Origin of the sequence: Longimonas halophila (genome assembly GCF_002554705.1) — a bacterium.
Classification (GTDB): Bacteria; Bacteroidota; Rhodothermia; order Rhodothermales; family Salinibacteraceae; genus Longimonas; species Longimonas halophila.
In genome coordinates, this window is record NZ_PDEP01000002.1 from 250,996 (window position 1) to 266,823 (window position 15,828).

Genomic DNA, 15,828 nt, shown 5'->3' on the forward strand with positions numbered 1-15,828 from the left:
CGCAGCACAATCAGACTGGAGGCGAGGTTGATGTGGTGTTAGAACGGGGCAGAGCCCCTAAATGGAAGCGTCACAAGGCAGAGCCTTGCGACGAGGAGGGCAAGAAGCCGAAAACTCCACGCGATAACGTCCCTTCTCCTGACGGGAGAAGGACAAGATGAGGGACACGTCGCTAAACACGAACAGGCGGAGCCTCGCGACGAGATCGCAGCGAGTAGTCTCCTGTGAGGGGGCGACAAAATCAGGGCGTCCTTTAAAACGGCGCTTCTTCGTCGTCGGGGGGCGGTTCGGGGATGGCCCCGCCGCCGTCGCCGTTGAAGGGCGGGAGGCTGTCGCCGCCCCCGTCGTTGAATCCGCCGCCTTGCCCGGCTCCGCCGCTGTTGTTGTCGTAACGGGTGGTCAGGTTTTCGAAGCGGGCGTAGCGGTCTACAAATGCGAGTTCGACCGTGCCGATTGGGCCGTTGCGTTGCTTCCCAATAATAATCTCGGCGAGGCCCTCGGTCGAATTGCCCTGATCATCGACGGTGATGCCGTAGCGTTCGGCGCGGTAGATGAAGGCCACGACATCGGCGTCCTGCTCGATGCTCCCCGATTCTCTCAAATCGGACAACTGCGGACGCTTGTCGCCGCCTCGGTTTTCGACGCCACGATTGAGCTGCGAGAGCGCGAGCACCGGCACATCCAGCTCTTTGGCCAGGCCCTTCAGCGATCGTGAGATGTGCGCAATCTCTTGCTCGCGGTTCTGCGTGCGCTTGGAGGCGGAGGCCTGCATCAGCTGCAGGTAATCAACAACCACCAGATCGAGGCCGTGCTCGGCCTTCAGGCGACGGCACTTGGCGCGTAGCTCCAGCACGCTCAGTCCGGGCGTGTCGTCAATGAAGAGGCTGGCGTCGGAGAGCTTACCGGCAGCGCGAGCCAGCTTCTGCCAGTCGTCATCTTTCATGCGTCCAGTACGCGCGCGCTGGGCATCGACGCGGGCTTCGGAGGTGAGCAGCCGCTGCGCCAGCTGCTGAGCACCCATCTCCAGCGAAAAGATAGCCACGCTCGCCGGATTCTCCGGATGCGTAGCCGCGTTGAGTCCGCACGCCAGCGAAAAGGCGGTGTTATGCGTAACCGTTCCATCGGCAAGGAGGAAGCGGCCATTGCCATTGAGCGTGAAGCCGTAGTAGTCGCCCACGCCGTCGCGTTCCACCTCGATACCGGTCACCCGCCAGTTGCGCTGGTCGGTCCAGGGGGTAGCCTGCTTCCGCGGGATGCGCACCGGAATCTCGTCGACGTTCCCGTTGAAGCGCACGCGGTAGACTTCCGATTCATATCCGGTTGATGCAATGCGGGCGGTCTTCGCCGTAAGCGATGTGCGGTAGCCCAACGTGTCGCACAAGAACTTGATCTGGTGTGCCAGCTGGTTGCTGGACTGTGTGATTTCGTAGGTGCCACCGTAGCCGCGGTTCAGATGCCCATCGCTGTCGATGAGCCCGGCCAGCAGGCGAAGGCGTTTCGCACGCGAGTTGCCCAGGTAGCACTGCGGAATGTGCTTGTTGTTGAGCAGGTCCAGGTCACGTAGCGTAGCCTGCACAGCGTTGCGTGTAGCCACGGTGCCGCGCTCGCCGCTTTTCACGAGGTACGCCGGACAGGGCCGATGCTCGTCGTGCACACTGACCGTATCGCCCCGCTCCTTGGCAAACGTTTGCAGGTAATCGACCACCTCATCATCCGTTGTGTAGATGCGGGCGTTGTCGGCTTTGCCGTCGCCAAGCCACAGTCCCAAGAAATAGGGATCGAGCGGCACGGGCTGATCAGGAAACGAGGCAGGGGCCTTGAATCCCTTATTATCGTTTTTCCATTTGTCTGATTTCTGGAGGTACTCGTGCACTGGAATGTCCGTGATGCTTCCGCGTGCACGGGCCCCTTCGCTTTGGCTTTTCTTGAGGGATAAGATGTGGCTCTCGTTCACCCGATAGTCTATGCCGCGCTTTTGGCGAACCCAGTACATGGGCTCGCGCCCTCGTGCAAGCGACTGCACGGTGCGCGGGGTGCCGTCGTCGCCCATGAGCTGGTCGCCAACCATGATGGTTTCCACGGGCTTTACGGTGCCATCGGCCATCATAACAGGCGTGCCGCGTCCGAGGCATTTTCCCATGGAGGGCCTGGCCGCAATAATGATCAGGTCGGAGGGCTGCCAGCCGCTTGTCAGGTCGTCGAGCTTGCGGAAGCCGCTGGGTACGCCCGTGATGCCGCCCTCCTGGCCGTGAATCGATTCCAGCTGCTCCAATGTGTCCTTCACGACCTCGTTGATCGGCGAGGCGGCCTTGCGAAGCTGATTATCCGACACCTGAAAGATCTTGCTCTCGGCCTCGTCCAACAGCTCAAACGCATCGGCGCCGGGCTCGTAGGCCTGGCCCACCACCGTCGTCATCGTCTCGATCATCTTGCGCAAGAGCGACTTCTCGGCGATGATGCGGGCATGGTACTCCACATTCGCAGCCGAGGCGACTTCGGTCGTCAGTTCCGAGAGGTAGTAGCCGCCGCCCACGTCGTCGAGATCGTCGTTGCGCTTCAGTTCGTTCGTGAGCGTGACGAGATCGACCGGGTTGCCGCGCTCAAACAGGTTGAGCATGGCCGTGTAGATTTTCTCGTGCTTGGCGCTGTAGAACGCATCGGCCGAGATGACCTGAATGGCTTTCGGGATGGCTTCGCGTTCGAGCATCATGGCGCCCAGCACCGACTTCTCCACATCGACGGCCTGCGGCGGCACGCGTCCGGCTTTGTTGTGCATCTCGTCGGACTGCGAGCGGCTGCGGCTGCGATCGCGCCCGCGCATCTTGTCGAGCGGATACGAGGGCTGCCCAGCGTCGTCGGGGTTGATACTAAAGCGGTCGTTGGAGGAAGAAGCCATAAGTCGGAACCACACAGGGGGATTTGCAGCGGATTGCCGTGTTCAGCACCACAGGCTGCATCCACAAGAACACGCACGAGCATCCAATAAACGAACCTGCCGGTTTAGGAGGTCCGTCGTCTACGACAACACATGTTAACCGGCGGTCAGTTCGTCGTAGCGGGTGCGCAGGAGTTGCACGTCTTCCCAGGTGGGGCGCTTCCAGTTCGGGTTGCGCAGCAGCGCCGCGGGATGGTACGTGGCCATGACGGGAATGCCGTAGAAGTCGTGCTCGTTGCCGCGCAGCGATGACAGCGAGGAGCGGCGGTCGAGCACGGTGTTGGCCGCCACTTTGCCCACGCACAGCATAATCTTGGGCTGGATGAGGGCAATCTGCTTGTACAGCATGGGGATGTGCGCCTCGACCTCGTCCGCCTCGGGATCGCGGTTGCGCGGCGGACGGCTCTTCATGATGTTAGTGATGTAGATGTCTTGCCGCGAAAAGTTGATCGCCTCCATAATCTTGTCGAGCAGCTGCCCAGAGCGACCTACGAAGGGCTCACCTTCTTTGTCCTCGTCGCGGCCCGGAGCCTCACCAATTACGATGAGATCGGCTTCGGGGTCGCCCACGCCAAAGACGGGATTTTCGCGCATCTCGTCGAGCTCGATGAGCACGTTGTTGGCGGCAAACTTCTCTACCGCATCGAGCGTGTCGAGCGCCTTCAGCGTGTCGTAGGGTGGCGTGTCGGGGATGAGCGCGGTGATGCGCTCAGACGGCGGGCGCGACGGGTCTTCAGTCGGGTCGACGGCGTTGCCGAACAGGTCGCGGTTGGGCATGGAGGCAGCAGGGGCATCAGGAAGGGGAACGAAGCGTCCGAACAGCCTGCGTTCGTGCTCGATGGCCTCGCGCAGGGTTCGCAGTGCGTGGGGAGTCATGACGCGGCAGAGGGTTGAAGCGCAGGCGTATGGCGAACAACGTGCGTAACGAGCGCTTCGGCCACCGTGCGTTTGGGGGCGGTGGCGATGGAATGCTCGTGGTCGTTAGGGCCGAAGAGGGTCAGGGCGTTGGTGCCGGTGCCGAAGCCGCTGCCCGCCTCGCTGGCGTTGTTGAGCGCGATCCAGTCGAGGTTTTTGCGTATGCGCTTAGACTGCGCGTTAGCGCGGGCGTTATCGGTTTCGAGGGCAAAGCCGACAAGTACTTGCCCGCTGCGCTTGTGCTGGCCCAGCGTGTGCAAGATATCGGGCGTGCGCTCTAACGTAAGTGTGAGGGGCCCGTCGTCCTTCTTCTGTTTGGTATCAGCGGGATGCGCAGGCGTGTAGTCGGCCACGGCAGCCGCCATGAACACGAGGTCGGCCTCGTGGCGGCGCGACTGCACCGCCTCGTGCATCTCGGCGGCGGTACGCACGTCTACGCGAGTTACGCCCGGCGGGGTGTCGAGATGCGTGGGGCCGCTCACGAGCGTTACGGTTGCGCCGTACGCGGCAGCAGCCTCGGCAAGGGCGAAGCCCATGGTGCCCGTGGAGGGGTTGGTGAGCATGCGTACCGGGTCGATGGGCTCCTCGGTGGGTCCGGCGGTAACGAGCACCTGCGTTCCGCTGAGCGCGTTGGGGGGAAGCGATGAGGATTGACCGGGGTCTGAGGCGGTGCCATCGATCAGGGCGGCTACGCGGGCGGCAATGGCAGGCAATTCGGGCAAGCGGCCCGGCCCTTCAAGTCCGCTGGCGAGCTCGCCATGCTCTGCCGGCATCACCTCGTATCCAAACGAACGAAGCTGCTCGAAATTGGCCTGCGTGGCCGGATGCTGGTACATGTCCAGATCCATGGCCGGGCACACCAGAATGGGGCAACGTGCCGACAGTGCGGTGGCGGTGAGCATGTTGTCGCTGAAGCCGTGTGCCAGCTTGGCTACGGTCTGTGCGGTGGCGGGGGCAATGACAAACGCATCCGCCCACAGGCCGAGCGAGACGTGCTCGGTCCAGCTGTCGGGGTCGTGCTCGGGGAAGATCTCGGTGTGTACCGTGTGCCCCGAGAGCGTGCCCAGCGTAAGGGCCGGGATGAAGCGCTCGGCGCTCTCGGTCATGAGCACGCGCACTTCGGCCCCGGCTTTTTTGAAGAGCCGCACCAGCGGGGCTGTTTTGTAGGCGGCAATGCTGCCCGTAACGCCCAGAATGAGCTTGCATCCGTTGAGCGCAGTGGTGGAAGGCGCATCGGAAGAAGGCATGGGCGAGAGGCCGCCAGGTGGACACGAGAACAGACGGATGCCGCAGCGCTCCCGCCGCATCGCAGTATGCGCGGTACGCAGGCAGCACGCACGTTGAATGCAGGTTACTCGGGCTTGCGGAAGTAGAGCTTGTCGTCGAGGAAGTCCTCAATCGCCATTTCGGTCGGTTCCGGCTTGAGTTCGTACTCGATCGAGATTTCTTCCTGCTCTTCCTGCATGCGTGCGTCCTCCATTTCGGGCCCAAAGCCCTCGAAGTACTGCAGCTTTTCGTCGAGTTCAGAGCGCTCATCCGACGAGATCTGCCGGGCGCGCTTGGCCATAATGGCCACGGCCTCGTAGATGTTGCCTGTGCGGGAGGCGAGTTCGTCGATGTCGAGCGTTTCGATAGCCATAGGTCGAAGCCACAAAAGAGAAATACACAGAACCAGCACCGCCCCATTGATTTGCGGGACTGTCTTTGACTGCCATGGTGCTGTAGACGTTAGCTTGCTATAAACCGATTGATGTGCTGCAAAGTTTCCTGTACGGCGGTGTCGAGGTCGTCGTTGATCACGATCGCATCAAAGTCGTCAGCGCGCTGCATCTCCATGCGGGCGCGATCCAGTCGATCTTGCACGGCCTTGCTGGTTTCGGTGCCGCGCCCGGTGAGGCGGTCCTTGAGTACGCTGAATGAGGGCGGTGCAATGAAAATGACAAGCGCTTCGTCGCCGTAGGTGCGCTTTACGTTGTCGGCACCGCGCACGTCGATGTCGAGGAGCACGGGAGCATCGGGCGAGGAGTCTTCGACCTCCTGCTTGAGCGTGCCATAGAACTGATCGGGATAGACCTCTTCGTATTCGAGCAGATCGCCGTCTTCGATGCGCGCTTTGAATGCATCGGGAGCAAGAAAGTGATAGTCTTCGCCGTCGCTTTCGTTGGGACGCGGGGCCCGCGTGGTGGCTGATACCGAAAAGCGAAGGGCGTTGAGCCGGTCGAGCACGCGGCGGGCAATGGTCGTTTTGCCGGCGCCGCTGGGGGCGGTGAGCACGATGATGGCACGTTCAGGCATAGGCAAGTGGGGACAAACGAAGGGGAGCGCAGAAACAGGTACAGGGGGATGTGAGGGGTTACTCGACGTTGCGGATCTGTTCGCGAATCTGTTCGATGACCTCTTTCATCTGCACGGCGTGCTCGGAGATCGTGGCGTCGTTCGCTTTCGCGCCAATGGTGTTGACCTCCCGCAGCATTTCTTGCATGATGAACTTGAGGCGACGTCCGGCGGGGTCGTCGTCGCTGAGGGCCTCGCGAAACTGGCGGATGTGCGATTGCAGGCGCACGCATTCTTCGTGCACATCGAGCTTGTCGGCAAGCACAGCGATCTCGGTTTCCAGGCGGTCACGGTCGAGGCGCTCATCGCTGAGCAGATCGCTCAGGCGAGCCTGCAGCAGGTCTTGCGCCTCATCGACCCGTACCGGGGCGCGCTTCTCTACAACGCCGAGATGCTCGCTCAGCGCATCAAGCTGGGTGGTCAGGTCGTCGAAGAGCGCGGAGCCTTCGTCGCTGCGCATGGCGTGGAGTCCGTCGAGCGCGTCGGTGAGGGCGTGCTCCACGGCCTGCCAGGTCGCATCGGGGAGCGAGCGGGCGGCAGGGGCTTCGGTGTCGTCTAAAAAGCGGTGGGCCACGTCGAGCACGTGGTCGAGTGTCACCGGGGCGTCGATGCCGGCAGCGTCGCGGAGGGTGCGCAGAGTGTTGGCCACGGCCTGGGCGCGCTCGGGGCCAAGTGGCAAGATGGAAGCTGACTGCGCCTCCAGGTCGACCGACACGCGAAACTGGCCCCGGTTAAACCGGTCTTTGATCGCCTGCTTGATGGCCAGCTCGCGCTCGCCCAGCCCACGCGGTCCGCGCACCGATACGTCGAGGTGGCGTTTGTTCACAGAGCGCACTTCTACGGTCACGGTAGCGGCCTCGTGAGCCGCCTGGCCGCGTCCGAATCCAGTCATGCTATGAATCATCCGAAAGGGAGGGTCAAGTCGGTAGGCAATGATCCGCAGAGGAGTGCGCTGGATACGGCAAAACCGGACTGCCTATAGAGCAGCCCGGTTTGCAGAGAGTTGATGCGGAGAGGGAGGGATTCGAACCCCCGGTACCGCGTAAACGGTACACTCGCTTTCCAGGCGAGCCCCTTCGACCGCTCGGGCACCCCTCCGTTTATGGTAATATCGCTGATGCTAACAGACGCTGCAGAGTGTATCGTGCGGTGCGACATGCGCTGCAGTGTCTAAATGCACGTATCTGGTAAGCCTACGTGCGAGGTTATGTTACTCACACTTCCATGATTTCATCTGCTTTCCGTTCCGTCATGGTGTCGATGCGCTTCACGTACTTGTCGGTAAGCTCCTGTAGGTCTTCTTCGGCTCCGTAGCGCACATCTTCGGACAGGTTCTGCTCCTTTACGATGCGCTGGATGGTGTCTTTAATCTCGCGGCGGATGTTGCGAATGGAGATCTTGGCTTCTTCCGCGCGTTCGCGGGCGGTGCCAGCCAGTTCGCGGCGGCGCTCCTCAGAAAGCGGCGGCACGGGGACACGAATGACGGAGCCGTCGTTTGAGGGATTCAGGCCCAGGTTGGCCATCATGATGCCGCGCTCAATGTCGCTGAGGGCGTTCTGGTCGAACGGCTGCACAATGAGCAGGTCGGCCTGGGGGGCGCTTACGCTGGCTACCTGGTTGAGCGGCGTTTTGCTGCCGTAGTAATCTACTTTGACATTGTCGAGCATAGCGGGGCGGGCGCGCCCAGCGCGAATAGTGTTGAGTTCGCTGCGCAGGTACGATGCCGTTTCCTGCATCTGCTCGTCGGCACTATCGAGTTGGTCCTGGATGGGCGTATCAGACATAGCGAAAAGCCGGTTCAACCGGGTCAGTGAAAAAGCCAGTGGCGGTTTACAGGGGAGTCGGTGCGCGTTGACGCGGCTACAGGGCTGCAGTGACGTAAGGCGCATCGGCCTCTTCGTTCCAGTGAACGCGTGTGCCTATGTCTTCGCCCTGCACAATGCGAGTCAGGTTGCTCTTTACGCCCATGTCGAAGATGCGTAGCGGCATCGACGATTCGCGACACAGAGTGAGCGCCGTCATGTCCATAACCTGCAGGTTGCGACGGATCATCTCGTCGCCGTGGATCTCCACAAATCGTTCTGCAGAATCGTCTTCTTCGGGGTCGGCGGTAAACACGCCGTTTACGCGCGTGCCTTTCAAGATCATTTCGGCATCGATTTCGAGGCCACGCAGCGCAGCGGCGGTGTCGGTCGTGAAGTACGGATTGCCGGTTCCCGACCCGAAAATGACGACGCGTCCTTTCTCCAGATGCCGAATGGCCCGCCGCCGAATGAACGGCTCGGCAATCTCTTCCATCTTGATACTCGACTGCAGCCGGGTCTGTAGTCCCACCTGCTCCAGTGCATCTTGCAGGGCCATGCCGTTGATCATGGTGGCCAGCATACCCATGTAGTCGGCGTGGGCGCGCGTCATGCCCTTCATGGCGTTTTGCACACCGCGAAAGATATTGCCGCCCCCAATTACGATAGCAAGCTCAGCGCCCAGATCGACGGCGCGCTTGATCTCTTGCGCGTAATTGCGAATCACCGTTTCGTCGATGCCAAAGTCGCGGTCGGGGCCTAAGAGCGCCTCACCGCTCAGCTTAAGCAGGATGCGGGTGTGCGCAGGCGAGCCGGTAGACATAGCAGGAGCCGAAAAGTCGGGATTCGAGAGAATAGCGTGGCGTAAGGGCTGTACCCAGCAGCAGGCGCTCGGCGGTGGAGCCCCTGCTGCTGCGGTACGGATTAGTTTCCCAGTGCGTAGCGCACAAAGCCGTGCACCGATACATCTGCATCGTCGAGCATGTCTTGCACCGAGGTCGACGCGTCTTTTACGAAGTCCTGCTCCAAGAGCACATTGTCCTGGAAGTAGCGGTTCAGCTTCCCGTTCACAATGTTCTCGATGACGTGCTCGGGCTTGCCATCGCTAATGGCGGATTCGCGGGCAATCTCCTTCTCCTTTTCCTGTACGGATTCAGGGACTTCATCGCGCGATACAGCCACCGGATTCAGCGCCGCAATCTGCATAGCCACGTCGAGCGGGGCCTGCTCGTCGTCGCCAGTTACGTCCACAAGGACGCCGAGCTTTGAGCCGGGGTGGATGTACGACACGATGTGGCCGTCGTCGCTGGCTTCGATCAGTTCGAAGCGGCGGATCGCGAGCTTCTCGCCAATGCGACCCGTCATGCGAACGAGTTCTTCCTGCACGGTGCGCTCGCCGTTGTAATCGAGGGCATGCAGCGCATCCAGGTCGTCGGGACGCTCCTGCAGAACGAGGTCCGCCACGCGGTCGGCAAACGACGAGAAGTCGTCGTTGCGGGCCACGAAGTCGGTTTCGCAGTTCACTTCAACAATGGCCCCGAGGCGCTGATCGGCAGCGATTGATGTAACAACAAGCCCTTCTTCGGCTTTGCGGTCGGCGCGCTTCTTAACGACTTTCTGGCCTTTTTTGCGGAGCAGCTCAATGGCTTCGTCGAAGTCGCCGTCGGCTTCTTCAAGGGCCTTTTTGCAGTCCATCATGCCCACGCCAGTGGCATCGCGGAGCTCTTTTACGTCTTGGGCGGAAATACTCATGGGATTGGTTGAAATTCAGGGTCATCTAAAAGCAGACAGAGACAATATGCAAGCGGGCCGAATCGCAGTGCGACCCGGCCCGACATGCACACTACGCATTTTGCTTCGCGCTGGCTTTCTTCTTCATCTCACGCTCCTCCAAGCCCTCCTGAATGGCTTCGGTGATCGTGGAGGTGATGAGCTCGATCGAACTGAGCGCATCGTCGTTGGCGGGGATGGGATAGTCGATGTTCGACGGCTCGCCGTTGGTATCCACCATCGCAATGATGGGGATGCCGAGCTTCACCGCTTCGTTCACGGCAATATCCTCGCGCTTCACGTCAACGATGAAGATGGCACCGGGCGTATCGGGCAGATCGCGGATGCCGCCCAGCACGTTTTCGAGCTTCTCATGCTCGCGCAGGCGCGTCAGCTTCTCCTTTTTCTTGAGCTTGTCGAGCGTACCGTCGCGCTCCATCTTTTCGATCTCTTCCATGCGGAAGATGCTCTTCCGGATGGTCTCGAAGTTGGTCATCGTGCCGCCCAACCAGCGGTTTACCATATGCGGCATGTCCACCGACTCGGCGTGCTCGCGCACAATGTCTTGCGCCTGCTTCTTAGTACCGGCGAAGAGAATGTTGCGTCCGCCCCGCGCAAAACGGCGGGCCGCATCGGCGGCGTCGTCGAGCATCGACTGCGTTTGCATCAGGTCGATGATGTGGATGTTGTTCCGCTCCATGAAGATGTACGGCTTCATGCGCGGATTCCACCGGCTGGTAAGGTGGCCGAAGTGCGAACCGGCCTTCAGCAGCTGCTCGATCGTAACGCGGTGCTCAGGCTCGCCGCCGGCCTCGGCCACAGAGGTATCGTCGTCCTCGTCCTCGGCTTCGGTGTCGTCGTCAGCGGGGGCCTCGGCATCTTGCGCTTCAGCATCTGAGGCTTCGGCGTCTGAGGCTTCGGCGTCTTGCGCCTCGTCCTGCTCCGCTTGCGCGTCGTCGCTGGTGTCAGCAGACGCGTCGGGCTGGGCCTCGGCGGTGTCGGATTCAGAGGACGCCTCTTCGGGCGGAGCCTCGGTGGCATCGGTGGAAGCGGCCTCGTCGGCCTTCGGGGTTTCGTCGGTAGCCATAGGTTGGGTGGTAAGCGTGAAAAAACGGGTTTAGGCGACTACGACCGTCGTCTGGCACGCGAAACGACGCGAGAGGCGGAGCGCATGTGCGCGCATCGATCCCCTGAGGGTCGTCAACCCACGTGGCATCGGGCCGTATGATTGATTCGCTTGGAAAGACCAGATTCCGGAACGGATTAACGCTTGGAGTACTGGCTCTTTTTCCGGGCTTTGGGCTGGCCGTACTTTTTGCGTTCGACCATGCGGTCATCGCGGGTCAGGTAGCCAGCGTTGCGCAGGGCCGGGCGCAGCTCTTCGTCGAACTCGACGAGGGCACGGGCAATGCCGAGGCGTGCTGCTTCGGCCTGGCCGGTGAGGCCACCGCCCGATGCATTAACGAGCACATCGAAGTTGCCGACAGTGTCGGTCACCACGAAGGGCTGGTCGAGCTCGCGGCGGCGCCATGCGACCGGGAAGTATTCGGACGCATCTTTGCCGTTTACCGTGAACGAGGTGCCGTCGCCCGGGCGCAGATACACTCGGGCCGTCGACGTCTTGCGTCGCCCAACGGCGTTAAATTGCTTAATAGAAGCCATAATGGAGGGAGGGTTGGTGGTAACGCACAAACGAAAACCCGCTCGTCTTTACCATTCAAGCGGAGTAGGCTGCTGAGCCTCGTGGGGGTGTTCGGGGCCGGTATGCACTTTCAGCTTGGTAAGCATGCGGCGCCCCAGCTTGTTTTTGGGGAGCATGCCCTTCACGGCCATCGTGATGAGGCGCTCAGGATGTTTATCGCGCACTTCGGCGGGCGAAAGCTCTTTCTCGCCGCCGGGATAGCCGCTGTAACTGCGATACGTTTTGTCGGTCTCTTTCTGACCGGTAAAGCGCACCTTATCCGCATTCACCACCACGACAAAGTCGCCGGTGTCCATATGCGGGGTGTACATCGGCTTGTGTTTTCCGCGCAGCACATGGGCAATGCGCGAGGCTAAGCGCCCCACGACCATGTCTGCGGCATCCACGATATGCCAGTCGCGCTCAATGTCGCGCGGTTTGGCGCTGTACGTCTTAAAGCTTTGTGTATTCATAGGTATAGTCCGTCTGCAAAACGCTCGGATCCGAAAGTGTGAAGCGGGCCGCCTCTACCCAGCAGGCGCGGGTGTGGCCTGCGTTGGAACGCTACGAGGGGATCCGCTCCGGCATGTGCGACAACAGGGCCCAATGTGTGTTGCGCAGCGCATGCGAAGGCGGGGCCGGCGGTAGGCTGCAGCACCGGCGCTTGCAACGATGCAAGATCCGCACAGAAGAGGGCCCGCGCCCGCATCACTATGATGGAGGCGCGCTGCCATCTGTTGAGCACGCCCTTCAGGCGCACTCGGGCGGCAGGCCAGGCGAAGCGCTGGGGCGACGCGATGCACAGAGGCTGTGACGCGCCGCAAATCCAGGATACTGCAAAAAAGTATTGCGTTCACACTACAGGCGTATGTGCACGACCAGAGGAAGGTGCAAGTTTTGAGGGTAGAAAGGTATTCCTTTAATCTTGATGCACCAACACGGCGGCACGGACGAGAATCCGTCAGAGTTGAAGAGTAAGCCTGCTCCAAAATACAAAACTCTCGTAGCGTACGTCTCGGTCCCGCTTCACAGCAAATCCAGCGCGTCCCTATCGATCGCGACGTGGTGGTTAGCGGGTGGGCTGCCGCCTCCCACGAAGTCTGTCATGGTGAGCGGAGTCCCGCACCCTGTGGCTCCGACCACTGTCGGAGGAACCATCTCCTCGGCGTTTAGCGGCGACTGTTCGGGACGGCACGGCACGCGTAGCGATCTCGGCTTGACCCAAACAATCACAGGTGACAGAACAACAGAAGGATGGAATGAGCGGTAGACCGCCGTACACGTACGTGATGACGCTTTGAGGTTTGCGTGGCATCTGGCTTTGTGTTAACATGACATGAGCTCAGTCATTCGGTACGCGGTATGCTTTGCCAATTCTATGGCTATTATCGGAGTAAAGTACGAGCCGCCTTCTCTTCGCATGCTTCAATACTCGTCAGACAAATCGTTTTCAGACATGCGGTAGTGGATAGGCGTTAAATGATAGCTCTCCCGATAAAAATCTTTCCTGGGGCGAACGGTCCCCCGTTCGCTTACGCCAGTCCCGCCGGAGACGTCCGCGCCGGGCGGCGCTCCCAGTCTCCGGCTACTGCCATCTTTCCTCCATCACTTAGCGTTGAACCGCTACCAGACATGCCACACCGAGTATATTTGAGGCTTTTGCTCTTTGCCCTTGTGCTGCTCCCATTGGCTACCCGTGGGCAGGCACAACCCCTTCAGATTGAAGGGCGCGTTGTTGATGCGTCTACCGGCGCGTCGCTTCCGTCTACTAACATCAGCATTGGGGGGACATCGCGCGGCACGGCGGCCAACGAGAACGGCGAGTTCGTTCTTGCCGTCGATTCACTTCCGGTCCGGCTAACGGTCAGTCATATCGGATACGAACGCGTAACGCAAGAGGTGACTGAAGCTGCTGCCAATGCTGTAGAGGTCCAGATGGAGCCGACCACAATTGCCCTGGGTGAAGCCGTAGCTACGGGAAGGACCGCCGCGTCTTATGTGCAAAACGCGCTGGAGAGAGTTGAGCACCTCTCTGAAGCGAGAACACGGTACATAAAGGGCGTGAAAGGATTTTATCGCCAGAAAACGGGATTTTACCAGGAGACGCAAGAAGGCCAAGTTACCCGTGCAGATTCCGATACGGTGTATACCGAGTACATGGAAGTGTTTTATAACACGTTCACATCGCCCTCCGGCATCCAGGGAGTGAGTATCGATCAGGCCCGTTATGCGCAATCTGAGGGACCTAACTACCGACTCAAATGGGAAGACTTTTCAGTCATGACGCGAGAGTGGCTGCAAGTGCCCCCTTCTCTGCCGTTAGAGGAGACTTACATGGTGCAGCCGTTTCATCCAGACGTGGAAACCCTCTTTTCGTTTGAGATTGTGGGACGTCTTACGCAAGAGGGGCGCGACATCGTAAAAATAGCATACGAGCCCCGATCCGACCTGGACACCCCGGCGTTTGCGGGCATGTTGTTCATCGACGCAGACACCTATGATCTCTATAGATACGAAGGCGTAGTGCAGAGCTCCGGCTCCTTCTTCTGGAACGTGGGGGGCGACATGGAAAACACGACCCTTCGGGTGGCTGCGGTCTTTCGGCGACTTGACGACCTGTCGGCCACGGTCTTAGACCAGGTCCGGTTTGACCTGTCATATGAGCACGCCGTTGCAGAGTACCGGCGGCGCTACAATACCAGTTCCACGTTCTTTGTCTACGACCACAATCCAACGGATACGTTTGGCACGTCAGATATCGAGAACGACTATGCGGCGATTGACGAAGCAGAGTACGATCCTGCATTCTGGCGTAACAATCCCGTTCTGGCTCGCACCCCAACTGACGAGTCCGTAATTCAGTCGTTCGAGCAAACGGGAGCATTCGGACGCCTTGTAGAGGAGCCTGGCAATTCCGAATAGCAAGAACGCATTGTACGTAATCGCCGAACAGTCTGCGCGATACGTCAGCGATCTTTCCCACACGAGCATTCCTCATGCTCCTCGCGATAATCCCCTGCCACGGAAGCAGGATTCCCTACCTCGTGTCACTTTGAGGCCGCTATGCGGAAGAATCTCAACGCTTCCCTTCCACTAACCACTTGTCATGGTGAGCGAAGGCCGACGGAGGAGCCCCGACCACTGTTGGAAGAACCATCTCCTCGGCGTTTAGCGGAAACTGTTCGGGACGGCACGGCACGCGTAGCGATCTCGGCTTGACCCAAACAATCACACGTGACAGAACAACAGAAGGATGGAATGAGCGGTAGTCTCCGTTCACACTTTGATAACATTTCAGACTTGCATGGCGCTCGCTTTTTTTTTCACGTTAAAAGCGCATCAAGGCACGACAATCAAATCACGTTATGCTTCACCCTTTACACAAGATCGGCATCGGGTGTGTGGTGTTGGCCCTAACCGCTTTGGCCTGGTGGTACTCCGCGGATGGCTCAACCTGGGATGCACCACCCGCCATACATGTTGACGATGTATCGTGGGCTGCTCTTCCGCTCGTTATGGAAGACGAAACCGTAAAGTCGCCTGCCGCTATCTCGTCTGCTGGAAACACAGGGTCGCCGCGCGCTGATCAGATGGTCTTTTTTGTATATCGCCCGCATGACTGCTACACCAATCGGGAGGCGATGGACCGCTGGCATGAGTTGGCGGCTTCGCATGCGCAGGTGCAGGCGATCAATGTGCTCAAGGAGCGCGGTGCAACGCCTGCCCGGCGCTATCTCTCCGAGTTTGCGACGCCGTATCCAACGCGTCTCGACACCACCGAGTGGTTCAACCACACGCTCGGAGTGGATCGTACCCCAGCGGTCGTGCTGGTTTCGGAAGATGAGACGCCGCGTGTTGTATCGCCCTCGGAGCAGCGATCCGACAACGACCGCCGCCGGTTGCTCGATGTGTCATAGGCGCTTGTTCACCAGAATGATTTGACCTATGCCTTGCGTCCAAAACTTCGTTCCAGACATTGATTCCACACCCATCGGCATGGGGGCCGGATGGACAGCGCTTCTGTCTGCTCGGTGCCGAAGACGTATCCCTTCCCCATTCTTCGTATTCTCTATCAATGAACCCTCATAAACCGATGAACAAATCATCTTTATCCAGCCGACTGGCGAACTTTCTGAGTTCGGCATTTCTGGCTCTCGCATTGCTCATGGCTGTTGGGTTTGCTGTTCATAGCATGAGCATGAACGAGGCCACGGCGAAGGCTGAAGCTAATTCTCAAGTCTGTGATACTTGGAATGGTGTGGATGCCTGCCAAGGCCCCCCAACGAATTGCTTCTGTGAGATTGTTATTACACCGGAAGATAAACTCGCAGAAGAGTCTAGTTCGTAACTTTGCAAAATAACGCTATATGCAGCTCTTGCACTATTGAGTG

General features: G+C 59.8%; 15 protein-coding genes and 1 tRNA gene. 3 read left to right on the forward strand and 13 right to left on the reverse strand.

Annotated features, from left to right (window positions below):
* Positions 1–253: 253 nt before the first annotated feature.
* The 13 genes from dnaB to rplM all read right to left on the reverse strand — a co-directional run bounded on the left by dnaB (position 254) and on the right by rplM (position 11,910).
* Positions 254–2,896, reverse strand: a complete 2,643-nt coding sequence (gene dnaB, locus CRI93_RS03550; protein WP_245850292.1) for a replicative DNA helicase — start codon at positions 2,894–2,896, stop codon at positions 254–256.
* A 135-nt stretch (positions 2,897–3,031) separates the two neighbouring features.
* Positions 3,032–3,811, reverse strand: a complete 780-nt coding sequence (locus CRI93_RS03555) for a uracil-DNA glycosylase (RefSeq protein ID WP_098061233.1) — start codon at positions 3,809–3,811, stop codon at positions 3,032–3,034.
* Positions 3,808–5,097 (reverse strand): bifunctional phosphopantothenoylcysteine decarboxylase/phosphopantothenate--cysteine ligase CoaBC, encoded by a 1,290-nt coding sequence (coaBC, locus tag CRI93_RS03560; protein WP_098061234.1) that lies wholly within the window; start codon positions 5,095–5,097, stop codon positions 3,808–3,810. Before coaBC ends, CRI93_RS03555 begins: the two co-directional genes overlap by 4 nt.
* A 104-nt stretch (positions 5,098–5,201) precedes the next feature.
* Positions 5,202–5,489 carry a DNA-directed RNA polymerase subunit omega gene (locus CRI93_RS03565; protein ID WP_098061235.1) on the reverse strand — a complete coding sequence of 96 codons (288 nt, stop codon included), beginning with the start codon at positions 5,487–5,489 and terminating at the stop codon, positions 5,202–5,204.
* A gap of 89 nt (positions 5,490–5,578) precedes the next feature.
* Entirely contained in the window at positions 5,579–6,145 is a 567-nt protein-coding gene (gmk, locus tag CRI93_RS03570) for a guanylate kinase (RefSeq protein WP_098061236.1), read from the reverse strand.
* Between the two features lie 58 nt (positions 6,146–6,203).
* Positions 6,204–7,088: a YicC/YloC family endoribonuclease gene (locus CRI93_RS03575; RefSeq protein ID WP_098061237.1), complete on the reverse strand. Its 885-nt coding sequence runs from the start codon at positions 7,086–7,088 to the stop codon at positions 6,204–6,206.
* A 105-nt stretch (positions 7,089–7,193) separates the two neighbouring features.
* A tRNA-Ser gene (locus CRI93_RS03580) sits at positions 7,194–7,282 on the reverse strand.
* 116 nt (positions 7,283–7,398) lie between these two features.
* Positions 7,399–7,968 carry a ribosome recycling factor gene (frr, locus tag CRI93_RS03585; protein ID WP_098061238.1) on the reverse strand — a complete coding sequence of 190 codons (570 nt, stop codon included), beginning with the start codon at positions 7,966–7,968 and terminating at the stop codon, positions 7,399–7,401.
* A 76-nt stretch (positions 7,969–8,044) separates the two neighbouring features.
* The gene (gene pyrH / locus CRI93_RS03590; protein WP_098061239.1) at positions 8,045–8,809 is read right to left on the reverse strand and encodes a UMP kinase; all 765 of its coding nucleotides are present in this window, start codon (positions 8,807–8,809) and stop codon (positions 8,045–8,047) included.
* Positions 8,810–8,910: 101 nt separating this feature from the next.
* Positions 8,911–9,738, reverse strand: coding sequence for a translation elongation factor Ts (tsf, locus tag CRI93_RS03595; protein WP_098061240.1), 828 nt, complete (start codon positions 9,736–9,738; stop codon positions 8,911–8,913).
* Between the two features lie 91 nt (positions 9,739–9,829).
* A complete protein-coding gene (gene rpsB, locus CRI93_RS03600; RefSeq protein WP_098061241.1) occupies positions 9,830–10,843 on the reverse strand; it encodes a 30S ribosomal protein S2 in 1,014 nt (337 codons plus the stop codon).
* 176 nt (positions 10,844–11,019) lie between these two features.
* Entirely contained in the window at positions 11,020–11,418 is a 399-nt protein-coding gene (rpsI, locus tag CRI93_RS03605) for a 30S ribosomal protein S9 (protein WP_098061242.1), read from the reverse strand.
* 48 nt (positions 11,419–11,466) lie between these two features.
* Positions 11,467–11,910, reverse strand: a complete 444-nt coding sequence (gene rplM / locus CRI93_RS03610) for a 50S ribosomal protein L13 (protein WP_098061243.1) — start codon at positions 11,908–11,910, stop codon at positions 11,467–11,469.
* A gap of 1,201 nt (positions 11,911–13,111) precedes the next feature.
* On the opposite strand from rplM, the gene CRI93_RS03615 reads away from it, so the two are divergent.
* From CRI93_RS03615 to CRI93_RS15045, 3 genes are all read left to right on the forward strand, one after another.
* Positions 13,112–14,359: a carboxypeptidase-like regulatory domain-containing protein gene (locus tag CRI93_RS03615; protein ID WP_176521662.1), complete on the forward strand. Its 1,248-nt coding sequence runs from the start codon at positions 13,112–13,114 to the stop codon at positions 14,357–14,359.
* A 443-nt stretch (positions 14,360–14,802) separates the two neighbouring features.
* On the forward strand, positions 14,803–15,354 hold the full coding sequence (locus tag CRI93_RS03620; protein ID WP_141491549.1) for a hypothetical protein: 552 nt from the start codon (positions 14,803–14,805) through the stop codon (positions 15,352–15,354).
* Between the two features lie 176 nt (positions 15,355–15,530).
* Positions 15,531–15,785 carry a hypothetical protein gene (locus CRI93_RS15045; RefSeq protein ID WP_141491550.1) on the forward strand — a complete coding sequence of 85 codons (255 nt, stop codon included), beginning with the start codon at positions 15,531–15,533 and terminating at the stop codon, positions 15,783–15,785.
* The last annotated feature ends 43 nt before the right edge of the window (positions 15,786–15,828 follow it).